10 protein-coding genes, 1 tRNA gene, 2 rRNA genes, 1 pseudogene and 1 riboswitch are annotated in these 14818 nt (G+C 55.8%); of the genes and pseudogenes, 12 read left to right on the top strand and 2 right to left on the bottom strand.

Features of this window, described 5'->3' with window-relative positions:
• The first annotated feature begins 426 nt into the window (after positions 1 to 426).
• The 8 genes from SIB38_RS01760 to SIB38_RS01725 all read left to right on the top strand — a co-directional run bounded on the left by SIB38_RS01760 (position 427) and on the right by SIB38_RS01725 (position 8670).
• Positions 427 to 3257: ribosomal RNA gene (locus SIB38_RS01760) — 23S ribosomal RNA — on the top strand.
• Positions 3258 to 3389: 132 nt separating this feature from the next.
• Positions 3390 to 3504: ribosomal RNA gene (gene rrf / locus SIB38_RS01755) — 5S ribosomal RNA — on the top strand.
• 155 nt (positions 3505 to 3659) lie between these two features.
• Positions 3660 to 3736, top strand: a tRNA-Met gene (locus tag SIB38_RS01750).
• A 1191-nt stretch (positions 3737 to 4927) separates the two neighbouring features.
• Positions 4928 to 5130: riboswitch (cobalamin riboswitch) on the top strand.
• 129 nt (positions 5131 to 5259) lie between these two features.
• A complete protein-coding gene (locus tag SIB38_RS01745; RefSeq protein WP_294117167.1) occupies positions 5260 to 6045 on the top strand; it encodes a DUF4198 domain-containing protein in 786 nt (261 codons plus the stop codon).
• A gap of 6 nt (positions 6046 to 6051) precedes the next feature.
• Complete coding sequence (gene cbiM / locus SIB38_RS01740) at positions 6052 to 6663, top strand: cobalt transporter CbiM (RefSeq protein WP_294117166.1); 612 nt, start codon at positions 6052 to 6054, stop codon at positions 6661 to 6663.
• Complete coding sequence (locus SIB38_RS01735) at positions 6660 to 7247, top strand: cobalt ABC transporter permease (RefSeq protein WP_294117164.1); 588 nt, start codon at positions 6660 to 6662, stop codon at positions 7245 to 7247. The genes cbiM and SIB38_RS01735 overlap by 4 nt, the downstream gene beginning before the upstream one ends.
• Positions 7247 to 8029, top strand: coding sequence for a cobalt ECF transporter T component CbiQ (gene cbiQ, locus SIB38_RS01730; RefSeq protein ID WP_294117162.1), 783 nt, complete (start codon positions 7247 to 7249; stop codon positions 8027 to 8029). Before SIB38_RS01735 ends, cbiQ begins: the two co-directional genes overlap by 1 nt.
• Complete coding sequence (locus SIB38_RS01725; protein WP_294117161.1) at positions 8026 to 8670, top strand: energy-coupling factor ABC transporter ATP-binding protein; 645 nt, start codon at positions 8026 to 8028, stop codon at positions 8668 to 8670. Before cbiQ ends, SIB38_RS01725 begins: the two co-directional genes overlap by 4 nt.
• Positions 8671 to 8690: 20 nt before the next feature.
• Here SIB38_RS01725 and SIB38_RS01720 read toward each other — a convergent pair whose 3' ends face one another.
• Together SIB38_RS01720 and SIB38_RS01715 are read right to left on the bottom strand one after the other, a co-directional pair.
• Positions 8691 to 10169, bottom strand: coding sequence for a hypothetical protein (locus SIB38_RS01720; RefSeq protein WP_294117159.1), 1479 nt, complete (start codon positions 10167 to 10169; stop codon positions 8691 to 8693).
• A 205-nt stretch (positions 10170 to 10374) separates the two neighbouring features.
• Complete coding sequence (locus SIB38_RS01715; RefSeq protein WP_412551214.1) at positions 10375 to 11232, bottom strand: MurR/RpiR family transcriptional regulator; 858 nt, start codon at positions 11230 to 11232, stop codon at positions 10375 to 10377.
• Between the two features lie 48 nt (positions 11233 to 11280).
• On the opposite strand from SIB38_RS01715, the gene SIB38_RS01710 reads away from it, so the two are divergent.
• The 4 genes and pseudogenes from SIB38_RS01710 (at position 11281) to ddpC (ending at position 14817) form a co-directional block, all read left to right on the top strand.
• Positions 11281 to 11661, top strand: a complete 381-nt coding sequence (locus SIB38_RS01710; RefSeq protein ID WP_294117155.1) for a hypothetical protein — start codon at positions 11281 to 11283, stop codon at positions 11659 to 11661.
• Entirely contained in the window at positions 11622 to 12845 is a 1224-nt protein-coding gene (locus SIB38_RS01705) for an ABC transporter substrate-binding protein (protein WP_412551213.1), read from the top strand. The genes SIB38_RS01710 and SIB38_RS01705 overlap by 40 nt, the downstream gene beginning before the upstream one ends.
• A gap of 67 nt (positions 12846 to 12912) precedes the next feature.
• A pseudogene (locus SIB38_RS01700) lies at positions 12913 to 13927 on the top strand (ABC transporter permease).
• A complete protein-coding gene (gene ddpC / locus SIB38_RS01695) occupies positions 13927 to 14817 on the top strand; it encodes a D,D-dipeptide ABC transporter permease (RefSeq protein WP_294117148.1) in 891 nt (296 codons plus the stop codon). The pseudogene SIB38_RS01700 and the gene ddpC overlap by 1 nt, the downstream one beginning before the upstream one ends.
• Position 14818: the final 1 nt, after the last annotated feature.

Raw genomic sequence — 14818 nt, 5'->3', positions numbered from 1 at the left:
GTTCCAAGACGGCTCTTTGAAAGAGCGGTTTTGAGAATAACAATCAACACTGTTTGATCGCCCTAAGTACGGGGATGATCTCAGTTAGGTGCCGATCCTTTCGAGGTGACGCGAGCCTTTGATCAAGACTGTTTCCTCGGTCTTCCAAGGGTCTGCCTGCTGAAACGAACAGAGTTGTCCAAGTCAAGTACACTAACCCGCAAGATCGAGAGATCTTGCATTGTTCCTTATCCTCTTCGTGGGGCCGACCGACATCGGCAGCGAAGGTTCCAGGGTAAGGAGCGGGAAAAGTATGACTTTTGGTTCAGAAACAGGATTGTGCGGCATGCCAGCCAAACGATCACGAATGACTTAGTCCTCAAGTAGCGCACTGATTTATTTTAGTGGGCGGTAGGACATCAAAACAGTCTTTCTCTTTCTGGATCAAATCAAGCGCGAGAAGGGCGTTTGGTGGATGCCTTGGCAGTAAGAGGCGATGAAAGACGTGATACTCTGCGATAAGCTTGGGGGAGCCGAGAATAGGCTTTGATCCCAGGATCTCTGAATGGGGGAACCCACCTGACAGTTTGTTATAATAGCCTTCGGGCTGCCTATAACTTACTGAACCAGGTACTTTTGACCTGAATACATAGGGTCTTAAGAGCAAACCCGGGGAACTGAAACATCTAAGTACCCGGAGGAAAGGAAATCAATTGATACTCCGCTAGTAGTGGCGAGCGAACGCGGACCAGCCAAGCCTGATAAGTGAGAAGAACCGTTTGGGAAGACGGGCCATAGTGGGTGACAGCCCCGTATTCGAAGCTTTGAAGGATGTATTAAGTAGGGCGGAACACGTGAAATTCTGTCTGAAGATCGGAGGACCACCTTCGAAGGCTAAGTACTCCTTACTGACCGATAGCGAACCAGTACCGTGAGGGAAAGGTGAAAAGCACCCCGACGAGGGGAGTGAAACAGTACCTGAAACCGAACGCCTACAATCAGTTGGAGGCCCCTTGAGGGCTGACAGCGTACCTTTTGTATAATGGGTCATCGACTTGGTCTATCTAGCAAGCTTAAGCCGTTAGGTGTAGGCGCAGCGAAAGCGAGTCTTAATAGGGCGCATGAGTTAGATGGATCAGACCCGAAACCGAGTGATCTAGGCATGGCCAGGTTGAAGGTGCGGTAACACGCACTGGAGGACCGAACCCACATCTGTTGAAAAAGATCGGGATGAGCTGTGCCTAGGGGTGAAAGGCCAATCAAACTCGGAGATAGCTGGTTCTCTGCGAAATCTATTTAGGTAGAGCGTCACACGAATACCCCGGGGGGTAGAGCACTGGATGGGTAATGGGGCCCCACAGGCTTACTGATCCTAACCAAACTCCGAATACCCGGGAGTACTATGTGGCAGACACACTGCGGATGCTAACGTCCGTAGTGGAGAGGGAAACAACCCTGACCTACGACTAAGGCCCCTAATTCATGGCTAAGTGGGAAAGCAGGTGGGACGACCAAAACAACCAGGAGGTTGGCTTAGAAGCAGCCATCCTTTAAAGATAGCGTAACAGCTCACTGGTCTAAATAAGTTGTCCTGCGGCGAAGATGTAACGGGGCTCAAGCCATGAGCCGAAGTCTAGGGATGCGTAAGCATCGGTAGCAGAGCGTAGTGTGACATAGTTCCAATCCTCTTTAGCATTCTTCGGAATGCCTTGGAGGATATGGAGCTTTCGATGAAGCGGGCGCGTGAGCGATCCCGTGGAGAGATCACTAGTGAGAATGATGACATGAGTAGCGACAAAGAGTGTGAGAGACACTCTCGCCGAAAGTCCAAGGGTTCCTGCTTAAAGCTAATCTGAGCAGGGTAAGCCGGCCCCTAAGCCGAGGGCGAAAGCCGTAGGCGATGGGAACTAGGTTAATATTCCTAGGCCAGGAGGATGTGACGGATTGTGAAGGTAGTTCATTCTTATCGGATTGAATGGGCTGCTGATCAGTTCCTGGAAATAGCCCTCCATGAGACCGTACCCTAAACCAACACAGGTGGACTGGTAGAGCATACCAAGGCGCTTGAGAGAACGATGTTGAAGGAACTCGGCAAAATACCTCCGTAAGTTCGCGAGAAGGAGGCCCAGTTTCTACGCAAGTATTGGCTGGGGGCACAAACCAGGGGGTGGCGACTGTTTACTAAAAACACAGGGCTCTGCGAAGTCGCAAGACGACGTATAGGGTCTGACGCCTGCCCGGTGCCTGAAGGTTAAAAGGAGGGGTGAGAGCTCCGAATTGAAGCCCAGGTAAACGGCGGCCGTAACTATAACGGTCCTAAGGTAGCGAAATTCCTTGTCGGGTAAGTTCCGACCTGCACGAATGGCGTAACGACTTCCCCGCTGTCTCCAACATCGACTCAGCGAAATTGAATTGCCTGTCAAGATGCAGGCTTCCCGCGGTTAGACGGAAAGACCCCGTGCACCTTTACTACAGCTTCACACTGGCATCAGGCCATGCATGTGCAGGATAGGTGGTGGGCTTTGAAACCGACACGCCAGTGTCGGTGGAGCCTCCCTTGAGATACCACCCTTGCATCGCTTGATGTCTAACCGCGGTCCGTTATCCGGATCCGGGACCCTGTGTGGCGGGTAGTTTGACTGGGGCGGTCGCCTCCTAAAGCGTAACGGAGGCGCGCGAAGGTTGGCTCAGAGCGGTCGGAAATCGCTCGTTGAGTGCAATGGCAGAAGCCAGCCTGACTGCGAGACTGACAAGTCGAGCAGAGTCGAAAGACGGCCATAGTGATCCGGTGGTCCCGAGTGGAAGGGCCATCGCTCAACGGATAAAAGGTACGCCGGGGATAACAGGCTGATACTGCCCAAGAGTCCATATCGACGGCAGTGTTTGGCACCTCGATGTCGGCTCATCTCATCCTGGGGCTGGAGCAGGTCCCAAGGGTACGGCTGTTCGCCGTTTAAAGAGGTACGTGAGCTGGGTTTAGAACGTCGTGAGACAGTTCGGTCCCTATCTGCCGTGGGTGTAGGATACTTGAGAGGAGTTGCCCCTAGTACGAGAGGACCGGGGTGAACGATCCACTGGTGGACCTGTTGTTGCGCCAGCAGCAGTGCAGGGTAGCTATGATCGGACAGGATAACCGCTGAAGGCATCTAAGCGGGAAGCCCCCCTCAAAACAAGGTATCCCTGAGGACCGAGGTAGACCACCTCGTCGATAGGCCAGAGATGTAAGTGCGGTAACGCATTCAGTTGACTGGTACTAATGGTCCGATAGGCTTGATTTGATCCAGTAAAAGTAAGACTGGAAATCAAAAGCATACACACTACACAATCAGTGAAATGACTTGGACACCAACTCTCGCGCTCAAGTAGCCCTCCGGGCGGTAGCGCAAATGAGTATGAGGCCGTTTGTTCGGTTTGGTGATCATAGCGCGAGTGAAACACCCGGTCCCATCCCGAACCCGGCCGTTAAGCACCGTAGCGCCGATGGTACTGCATCTTAAGGTGTGGGAGAGTAGGTCATCGCCAAACCTAACAAACGACCTCAGTATCTCTCTACGATGAAAAAAAAAAGAATACCTTCAGAACAATCAAAACGTCCTGAAGGGCGACAGATCTCAAACCCAACCGGAAAGAGATCAAACCGGCCTCAAGTAGCCCTACCGGCGGTAGGCCAACCAAACTGTCGCGGGATGGAGCAGCCCGGTAGCTCGTCAGGCTCATAACCTGAAGGTCGCAGGTTCAAATCCTGCTCCCGCAACCAGGTCATCAAATAAAATCAAACACCCCGGTAAGACCAAAATTGGTCCAAATGACCAATGGCTTTAACGCCTCACAGCTTCAGACTCATAACATGACGGACACAGCGGGGATTGAAGCTTGTGGGTCGTACAACATATTGCCTAAAAAGGCTCTTGGGCCTCAGTGTCTAAAGGAAAGCTGCAAACCTTCAGCGAAACTCCACATCTCGGTTCTTGCCCTCACTTTGCTACATGAAAGCGTTGCCGCACAGACGCCGCATAAACAAGAATGTGCATTTATCGAGAGGTTCAACACGATTAATGACACGTGGATTGTCGAGAATTTCCTCTTTAGGACACACAATGCAAAGGCTTGTGTAGGCGGCTAAACTGTTACAGCCCCATTAGAAAACGTATTTTGTTTGTCTATCTTACGGTCGGTGAATTCGTGCCGGGGATCGATCCCGCAATTCTAGGCGCTGTGATGCGAGGTCTCGGTACTCGTCAAATCTGGTCATCCGGCATAACCGGACTTGAAGTCGCCTCAGTGAAAACACTGTTCGTATGCAAGATATCGGCTTCATGCGGGTCGAAGTCGTCGTTGCCAACAAGGCTCGAAGAATCCTGAAACCCAAAACCCAGACAGCGAAAGCCGACTATAAAAAATTCATTCGGAAGGACGAAATTAAGTGTCTGGCTTTGAAGGGGGATTGGGAAAATGCGGGTCTTGACTACTCTGAGGCATGGGGCAAAGCCCACCAAAATCTAAAAGATTGCTCCCAATGTGTGACGTAGGAAGTTTTCTATACTCTTGGGTCAAAGCCGGCCCGATTGGCTTGGGCACGCTCTACTCAGACCCGCGGTATTTGCGGGCGCAATCCGGGGAGCCGTACTTTGTTCTACCAACTGAAAGGGACCTCATCATAATGAAGTTACTATATGACGACCTTCTAAAGGCCAGCGACAAGCTTGAAACAACTCGGGAAACGGCCGTAGAGATCCTGAAGCGGGACTGCGGGGTTGCCGATTGAGTGGCAGTATGCACCGCCAAAACGAGACACCTTGCGAAGCAAAAGTCCCGCACCATAGTTTTCGGCGTTTCGTGCTCCGCGGAAAGTCAGACATCCAAAATTCCCTTAGCCCACGCCACGCATTGTCGCAAATAGTACACGCTGAGACGCAGTCCCTTGTTGACCGGTCCGCCCGTGGTCTGGCACACACGCGTCATGTTCGGTTCCGGGGGAATCCTCTGGAAGCAATAGGGAATGCAGTGCGGCCAATTCTGCCAATTCTGCAACTGCCCCCGCAACTGTAGGCGGTGAGCACAGCTGATCATGCCACTGGGATCACCCCGGGAAGGCCAGCTTCGTGTTTTGACCCGCAAGTCAGGAGACCTGCCGAACACGTGCCCTTGGGAAGGGGGCTCATCAACGGCGACGGGGTGTGCGCTGGATCTGTGTGTCGCGCGCGATATCCGGTTCCAAGCCATTCCAAGTCACAAGGACCAATGCGCCGGGGAAGGCGCGACGTGATAAGGACTAATTTTGTGAAAAAACTGCTTTTGGCGGCCACCGCTGCACTGGCCCTGCCAGTTATGGCACAAGCGCATTTCCTGCTTGAGTACACCGAAGACACAATGATCGAGCGTCCCGGCGATGTGCCGGTGAAGCTGATCTTCTGGCACCCACATGACGCCGGTCACGTGATGACTCTTGAAAAGCCGGAAGAATTCTATGTGATCCACAATGGCGAAAAGACCGACCTGTTGGACACGTTGGAAGAGACCACCTTTGATGGTCCTGACAACAGCGCCAAAGCCTTCATGGGCTCGGTGCCCGTGAAACGCTCCGGTGATTACGTGCTCGTGACCGTGCCAGCGCCGTATTACGAAGAGTCCGAGGACATCTACATCCAGCAGATCACCAAGGCCTATCTGAACCGCAACGAGCTGCCCACCGATTGGGATCGGCCACAGGGTCTGGCCACCGAGATCCTGCCGCTGAACAAACCCTACAACGTGATCGCAGGCGGCACTTTCACCGGCCGCGTGCTGAGCGAAGGCAAGCCGGTTGCCGGTGCGGAGATCGAGATCGAATACATGGCGGCAGAGCCTGACCTGTCGGGCACCGGCGCGAAGGCCACCACCGTGTCTCCACTGCCTGGTGGTGCGATTGTCGCGATTTCTGACGACAATGGCTACTTCACCTTTGGTGTGCCAAAGGCTGGCTACTGGGGCTTTGCCGCACTGGGGTCTGGCCCAGCCACAGAGCATGAAGGCAAAGAGCTTAGCCAAGACGCGGTTATCTGGATCCGCGCCTGGGATCTGGAGTAACCCCATATGCACATCGTTGACGGAGCCTTGTCCAACCCTGTTGTGATCGGTGGCGCAGTTGCCGCCGCAGGCGGGATCGCCATGGGCCTCAAGTCGCTGGACATCGACCGCATCCCAACCGCTGGGGTGTTGTCGGCCAGCTTCTTTGTCGCCTCGCTGATCCATGTGCCGATTGGCCCGTCTTCTGTGCATTTGATTCTGAACGGTCTGGCCGGGCTTCTGCTCGGCTGGGCCGCCTTTCCGGCGCTGTTTGTCGGATTGCTTCTGCAAGCGGTGTTCTTCGGCTTCGGTGGACTGACCGTGCTGGGCGTGAACACCTTCAACATTGCCATGCCCGCAGTTCTGGCCTGGATGATCTTTGGTCGTTTGATTGGCCGCGGTTCTCCTGTGCAGGGGGCGATCTGGGGCGGCCTTGGCGGGGCCTTTGCCATTGCCGCCACAACCCTCTTTGTGGCCGTGTCCCTTGCGTTGACTGGCGATGAGTTTTTGCCTGCTGCCAAGCTGGTGTTCTTTGCCCATATTCCGGTCATGGTGATTGAAGCTGTGCTCACTGGCTTTGCTGTGCTTTTGGCGCGTAAGGTCAAACCGGAGTTGTTTTTGAAAGGATCCTCCGCGTGAAACAGCTGATCCTGATTGTCAGCCTGATCTGCGCGCCGCTTCCCGTGCTGGCGCATAAGGTCATTGCCGGCGTGTTCCCGGCAGGTGACGCCATCGAGGGAGAGCTTGGCTTCTCCAATGGAGACATGGCTGTCGGGCAGGAGGTCATTGTGTTTGGCCCCGATGGCTCCGAGCTGGGCCGCACCGTGACCGATGAAGACGGGTTTTTTCTTTACACCCCCACTAGCCCCGTGGCGCATACCTTCACCGCCGACATGGGCGCGGGGCATGTGGCCAAAGTTGTCATGCTTGCCGAAGAGGTGGCCGACATCATGGGCGTGGCCGCAGAGATCGTAGATACGCCGGTGGCCGCTTCTGACGGACCAGTCGAAGGTGCAAATGTTGTCACCGTTGCTTCTCTGTCTGATGAGGAGCGTCAGGTTATCGCCAAGGCGGTGCGCGATGAAATCCGCCCACTCCGCCGCGAGATTGCCGCCTATCGTGAGAAAAACGACATGCAGAGCATCCTGGGGGGGATCGGTTATATCGTGGGCCTGTTTGGATTTGGCTTCTACCTCGCCGCCCGTCGGAAGATGGCCGCCTGATGGCGCACGCGCTGGAACCCAAGGCCAAAACCCTGGCCGAGGCGGGCAGCGATGCGCCCTATGGGGTGATCGGCGATCTCGACCCGCGTGTGCGTGTCGTTCTGGCCTGTGTCTTTGCCATCACCACCGTCGCGCTGACCACGATCCCAGCGCTGATTGCCGCGCTCGCCACCGCCATTTCGCTGTTGATGATGTCGCGCCTGCCCATCCGTCGCACGCTCAAACGTATGGCGATGATGGACAGCTTCATCATCTTTATGCTGGTGCTTTTGCCCTTCACCATGCCGGGCGACCCGATGTTCTCCGTCTTTGGCTTCCCCGCCAGTTGGCAAGGGCTGTGGAAGGCCATCGAGATCGGCCTGACCGCCAATGCGGTGATCCTCACGCTCATGGTGCTGGTCGGCACCATGGAGCCGGTCACATTGGGTCACGCCTTGCACAAGCTGCGCTGCCCCGAAGTGCTGGTGCATCTGTTGATGTTCACCATCCGCTACATCGAAGTGCTGCGCGAAGAATACCTCCGCCTGCGTGGGGCCATGAAAATCCGCGGCTTCCGGCCGGGCACCAATTGGCACACCTACCGCAGCTTCGGTTATCTTGTGGGCATGATGCTTGTGCGCGCGATCGAACGTTCCGAGCGCATTCTGGGCGCGATGAAATGCCGGGGCTTTTCAGGTCAGCTAATCTTGCTACAAGAGTTTCGCATGATCCGCCGTGATCACTTGTTCGCAACCCTTCTTGGTGGGGTCTGTGTCGGCTTGCTGTTTCTGGACTTTCTATGACGATCCTCGCACTGGAAAACATCCACTTTGCCTACCCTGGGCAGCCTCCGGTGCTGGATGGGGCGTCGGTACAGCTCACGGCGGGGCAGCGTCTGTCGATTGCAGGTCCTAATGGCGCAGGCAAGTCGACCCTGTTGCGCATTGCGCTGGGTCTACAGCTCCCTACCGCTGGCACCGTTACCATCTTTGGCACAGAGCGCCGGGTGGAGGCGGATTTCCACGAGGTCCGCCGCCGAATTGGCCTGGTGTTTCAGGACCCGGACGATCAGCTGTTTTGCCCCACCGTGGCGGAGGACATCGCTTTTGGCCCGCTCAATTTGGGCCGCACCAAAGGTGAGGCCTTGGCGATTGTCGACAAGGTGCTCACCGACCTGAACCTGATGCACCTGCGCGACCGCATCACCCATAAGCTCTCAGGCGGCGAAAAGCGTCTCGTGACCCTCGCCACTGTACTCGCCATGGAGCCCGAAGCGCTCCTTCTGGATGAGCCAACCAACGCGCTCGACACCAAAAACGAAGCGCGCCTGCTGGAAATCCTGCAAGGCCTGCCGCAAGCCATTCTCTTGGTCAGCCACAACCCCGCGTTCCGCGCCGCGCTGGCGCCGGAAATGCTGGAGTTGCAGGAGGGAAAGCTGGTCTGACCAACCGCTATCCAACGGCGTCACAGGGCGCCGTAGGTTGTTGGTATGTCCTCCTGAATAAGACCGATCACAGACTTTGCCACTAACGCCGCATTTTCGGCAGAATTAAAGCCTTCGATCTTGTCAAAGAACAAACCGTCGATTGCACCTTCATGTGACCGATCCACCAAGGCGCCGTATGCGCGTTCAAGCGCTGCATGGTCTACTCCAGCAGCGGCGATTTTTTCAAAATCTAAACCCTCTTCATAGAGCGTCACGCCAGGCAGGGATTTATACCACGCGCCGCCAAACACCACGGCCGGAATACCTGAGAGCAGCCCTTCCCAACCAGCCGTGCCGGCCACGGTACCGACCACTTGTGCGTTGGCCACCAATGCAGCTGAATCAGCAAAAGAGGGCAGCATTTTCACATTGGGGATGCGAGATAGGCGGTGAAAGAAAAAAGGTCCTCGAGCAAAAACACCCTGACGTGGATTCTCTTTGACATATACTTGCCAATCTTCCGGGATGGAGCGGGCAATGGCTTCTATCATCAACAGCTGATCGCGATACCGCCCGCCCAAAGTTGAAGCGGACATTTCAGGCTGGTTGTGCAGTGGCACGTATACGTATTTTTGGTTGTAATCGACCGTGCCGCGATCAAACTCGGCTAGATGCTCATAGTACGCCAGCGCATTTTTGTGGAAGTAATTTGCAAACGGATCCCGCCAATCGGGTAAACTCCCATAAACGTCCGAAACGCGCTTTAGCAGTTTATAGAGGTGAAGGGGCTTCAAAATAAGGCTGGGTTCACGCCTTAGGACATATTTCAAGAAACTCGCAAAGGCTCTTAGGTTTATTTTGCCAGTTTCACCAGGTTTCTGCCAGGTGCCATCCATATAAAACAAATCCAGCAATTTTCCTTGTTCCAATGGGATTGCTGGGGCGTCGCTATCAGTTGGATCAAAATTGCCATAGTCGTCGATGGAGCCAGAGGAGAAGAAACGGTTATTAAATAAGGACTGTTGGTTCATCACCAGCGTCTTGATGCCCAAGCTCTTTGCGACTTGGTATAGCACAGTGTCGTAACCCAGGTGCGGCGTCATAAAAAACACAACGTGGGTGATCTCTTCTTCAATCATCCGCTGGGAAATGACGTCAGTAAGAATGTAATAGTAGTCGAGGTAATCTTGAACGCTATCTAGATTGTGAGAGTTGTAGTTGTAGTTCTTGCTGACACGCTGAAAATGGTCGATCGCCATGGTCGCCATGTCGTGGAACTCATTGGAGGACAGCAAATCCAAATTGGCGCTCTGATGCACCGTATCTTGCATGTGATGTTTGCGCAGTCGTTCATGCCGCCAGTCCCGTTTCATCGTATTGATCGGGCGCGAGAACAAATCAGCACCACGGTCCCCGACAACAAGCGATACTTCTATTTCGCCACCTGACTGCTCCTCAATCTCTCGTAGGAACTCTAGGCGGTACTTTCCGCGAACATCACAGAGAAGTTTGGCCATTGGTTTCGGTCTCCCAAAGAAATTGAAGTGGCTTCTGGTGCCCCGGCGTTTCCATCGAAGCTCAGAAGCAGAATTGTCTCTTTCGTCTATAGTGCGCGGATCGGCTCATTTTAAGGCCAAATTCGCCTATCGGGCGACTTTTGAGGGAGGGTTCAGACAGTATGTGGACGACTGAGTTTTAAAGCGATCGGAAATCCATAAGTTTTTACTCGGGCAGGAAATTGTCGAACAAATCCTGAGACTTGGCGACCTGTTCCACCTTGTCGCGTGCCTTGTTGCCAAGCTCTGTCACCACATCCTGAAACATCAGGTTCAGACCAAAATGGATGCCGGTCGGGAATGGCAGGAACATATGGCCTTCGTTGGGGTAGGGCAGCATCACGTCGCTCAGGCTTGAGCCCCAATCACAGAACTCGTCGCAAAACAGGATCACCTTGAAGCCGCGCTCCCGCGCTGCCTTGGCCAGGATTGGCCCGTGATTGCCGTACCGGAACGTATCAATCAGGATCAGCGCCTTGGTCTCGGAGTCATCGCCAAAGACCTCGGCATAGACCCCGTCGGTGCCATCCAGAAAAATCACATTGGAGCGCAGGTATTTGAGCCGCATGGCAAAGCCATTCGCCAGATACTGCATCACCTGAAAACCCACCGCCATGACGCTGTCAGAGTGGGCGACATATTGCACCGCATCCTGCCAGCGTTCGGTTTCGCGCAAATCCAGCGCGGTGCGAATGGCGGCATTGGCGATGGCATGATCCTGCGTCGCGTCGCGGGTCTGGCTGGCCTGTTTGAAGCTTTTGAAGCGGCTGCCGATTCGTGCGGAGGTTGGACCATAGAGATCGCGCCGCGCATCTGCCCGCAGCTCGTTCAAATTGGTAAACCCCAGCTTCTTGAAAAACCGGCTCACCGTCATTGGGCTGACTTGTAGTTTTTCAGCAATTTCGGCGCTGGTTTCCAAGGCCACCGCCTCGGGCCGGCTGCTCAGATAGGTGGCAACCCGTTGTTCCAGCTTGGTAAACGACTGGTTTGCACTGGCAATTGCCTCCGAAATATTCACGCCCATCCTCAGACCCTTCTGCCCGACGCTGTCCCCAATGGGAGGACAGCGAAGATGAAAAATTCACAGTGGTTCCAGGTAGTTGGCGCAGCAGCCATCTCCTTTGGCATGGTGGCGAATGCCCCAATTGCCATCGCAGATAGCGATGCTGATCTCCTGGTGGTGGCTAAGGCGGCTGACCCGCAAACGCTCGATCCAGCACAAACCATGAATAACAATGATTGGACCGTAACATATTCGCTGTTCCAACGGTTGGTGCGCTATGACGTGTCTGAGGACGGCAAAGGTCTCACCTCCGTGGTGGGCGAATTGGCCAGCAGCTGGTCGGCGTCCGACGATGGCACGGTCTGGACCTTTGATCTGGCCTCCGCAACGCGTTTCACGACGGCGCAGCCGTGGATGCCGCCGCCGTGGAATACTCCTTCAACCGCCTGATGGATCTGGGCCGCGGCCCGTCTGAAGCCTTCCCGGGTGGTATGAAAGTCGAAGCCACCGGCGATATGCAGGTGACCTTCACGCTGGAGCAGCCTTTTGCACCGTTCCTCTACACTTTGGCCAACAACGGCGCAGGCATTGTAAACCCAGCGGTTGAAGGCAAAGGTGGCGACCGCGGCACCGAATGGCTCTCCGCCAATTCCGCTGGTTCCGGCGCCTACATGCTGACCGGTTGGGAGCGTGGCCAAAACCTCGTGCTGGAGCCAAACCCGAACTACGGTGGTACCACGCCTGAGATCGAGAAAATCCGCGTCGACATCATCGCAGAAGCCTCGGCCCGTCGTCTGAAGCTTGAAGCCGGTGACGTACACATCGCCGAAAGCCTGCCGGTGGATCAGCTGGACGCCTTGGGCAGCACCGATGGGGTTGAGGTACAGAACTACCCAAGCCTGAAGGTGACCTATCTCTACCTGAACAACAAAGTGGCCCCGCTGGACAATGTTGACGTGCGCCGTGCGATTTCCGCAGCTGTGGACTATCAGGGTATCATCGACGGCATTCTGGACGGCAACGGCGTACAAATGCACGGTCCGATCCCAGAAGGCATGTGGGGTCAGAACAAAAACGCGACCCAGTATTCTTATGATCTGGCCTCTGCGAAGAAAGCCCTCGACGTGGCCGGTGGCGCAAGCGAAGAAATCACCTTCCTCTATTCCGACCGTGACCCCCTGTGGGAGCCAATCGCCATCGCAACCCAGGCGTATCTGTCCCAACTGGGCCTGAACGTGAAGCTGGAGAAGCTGGCCAACGCCACCATGCGTGAGCGCTTTGACACTGGCGAATTTGGCATCGCAACCGGCAACTGGAGCCCGGATTTTGCGGACCCTTACATGTTCACCAATTACTGGTTTGACAGCAAACGCCATGGTCTGGCGGGCAACCGCAGCTGGTACTCCAACGACAAGGTTGACGGTCTGCTGCAACAGGCTGTGGTCAGCTCCGATCAGGCAGAACGCTCCGCGCTATACGGTGAGCTTCAGGAGATCGTGACCGACGAGGCCGCCTACGTCTATCTGTTCCAGAAAGATTACCGCATTGCCGTGCGTGATGATATAGCCGGCTTTGTCTTCAACCCAATGCTCGAAGACATCTTCAACTTCGGTGACATGTCGCTCTCCGACTAAGCCTTAAGCAATCGGCCCCAGATCATCCCGGTGGTCTGGGGCCTTCAGCCACTAAAGAAACGCGCCGATGTCTTTCCTCAATGTCATCCGCCGCCGCTTGATGTTCCTGATCTTGGTTCTCTTCGGTGTGACGGTCATCACCTTCACCATCTCCAATCTCATTCCCGGCGACCCGGCCCGCATGATTGCGGGTGACCGCGCGACGCCCGAGATTGTGCAGAACATCCGCGAGGCCCTCGGCCTCGATAAACCGCTACCGGTCCAGTACGTCCGCTACCTCGAAGGCGTGGTCCAGGGCGACTTTGGCACCTCGATCCGCACCCGTCGTCCGGTGCTCGAGGACCTGCGTATCTTCTTCCCGACCACATTGGAGCTGGCGCTGACCGCGCTGCTGTTCGCCACCGCATTGGGCATCCCGCTGGGCGTGGCCTCCGCCGTGTGGAAAGACAAACCAATTGACCACTTTGTGCGTGTGATCGCCGTGATCGGCATCTCCACCCCCGCCTTCTGGCTGGGCCTGCTGGTGATCCTGTTGTTTTATGGCAACCTTGGTTGGCTCCCCAGCGGTGGGCGCATTGATCCCTCGCTTGAGATGCCCACCCGCGTCACTGGCTTCCTGATGATCGACAGCCTTTTGGCCGGCGATTTGCAAGCCTTCGGCTCCGCCCTCAAACACATCCTTCTGCCCGCTTTCACCCTTGGCTTTGTCCACCTCGGTGTGGTGGCCCGCCAGGTGCGCGGCCATGCTGGAAGAGCTGCAGCAAGACTATATCCGCACCGCCAAGGCCAATGGCCTCAGCCGCTTCAAGATTGTCTTCACCGAGGCACTGCCCAACGCCATGATCCCTTCGATCACTGTGCTGGGTCTCGCGCTGGGCGACCTGCTTTACGGGACGGTGTTGACAGAAACCGTCTTCGCTTGGCCTGGCATGGGCGCTTATGTGGTGAACTCTATTCAGGCGTTGGATTTCCCAGCGGTCATGGGCTTCACCGTGGTGGTCTCGCTGGCCTATGTGCTGATCAACTTGGCGGTTGATCTGATCTATATGGCGGTTGACCCGCGCATCCGGGAGGTCTCGTGATGAGCGACGCAACCGTTTCTACAAACCCCGTGAAACGCGCCTTGTCGCGGGTGGATTGGGGCTATCTCTGGTATCAAGTCAAGAAAAGCCCGCTCACGCTTGGCGGCGGGGCCGTGGTGCTGATCGTGCTGTTTCTGGTGATCTTTGCACCTGTCTTTGCCACGCACGATCCCAATGCCATCGACCTGCGCGCCCGTCTGGCCGCGCCCAGTTGGGACAACTTCTTTGGCACCGACGAAGTTGGGCGCGATCTCTACTCCCGCATTCTTTATGGCGGGCGGCAATCTGTGGCCGTGGGTTTCTTTGTTGTGGTTGTCGCCGGCTCCATCGGCACTTTCATTGGCGTCTTTGCCGGCCTGATCGGCGGACGTGTGGACGTGGTGATTATGCGCATGATGGATGTGGTGCTCTCGGTGCCCTCACTGGTGCTGATCATGGCGCTCGCCGCAGCGTTGGGCCCAAGCCTGATCAACGCGGCCATCGCCATCGCGCTGGTGCGCATCCCGGTCTATGTGCGCATTTCGCGCGGTCAAACCCTGCTGATCCGGGAAATGTCCTTTGTGACCGCCGCCGAAACCTTCAAGGCGTCCAAGCTGCACATCCTACGCTGGCACATCCTGCCCAACATCCTGTCACCGGTCATGGTGCAAGCCACACTGGACCTCGGCAGCACCATCCTTCTGGCCTCCGCGCTCAGCTTCATTGGCCTTGGCGCACAACAGCCCACCGCCGAGTGGGGCGCCATGGTCGCGACGGGACGCAACTACATCCTGGACCAGTGGTGGTACTCGGCCTTTCCAGGCTTCGCCATCCTGATCACCGCCACCGCCTTCAACCTTTTGGGTGACGGCATCCGCGACATCCTTGATCCCAAACAGAAGGCACGCTGAC

The organism is Shimia sp. MIT910701, from assembly GCF_047126315.1.
Classification (GTDB): Bacteria; Pseudomonadota; Alphaproteobacteria; order Rhodobacterales; family Rhodobacteraceae; genus Shimia.
Note: the sequence above shows the minus strand (reverse complement) of the source record. Positions and strands in the feature narration are given on the sequence as shown.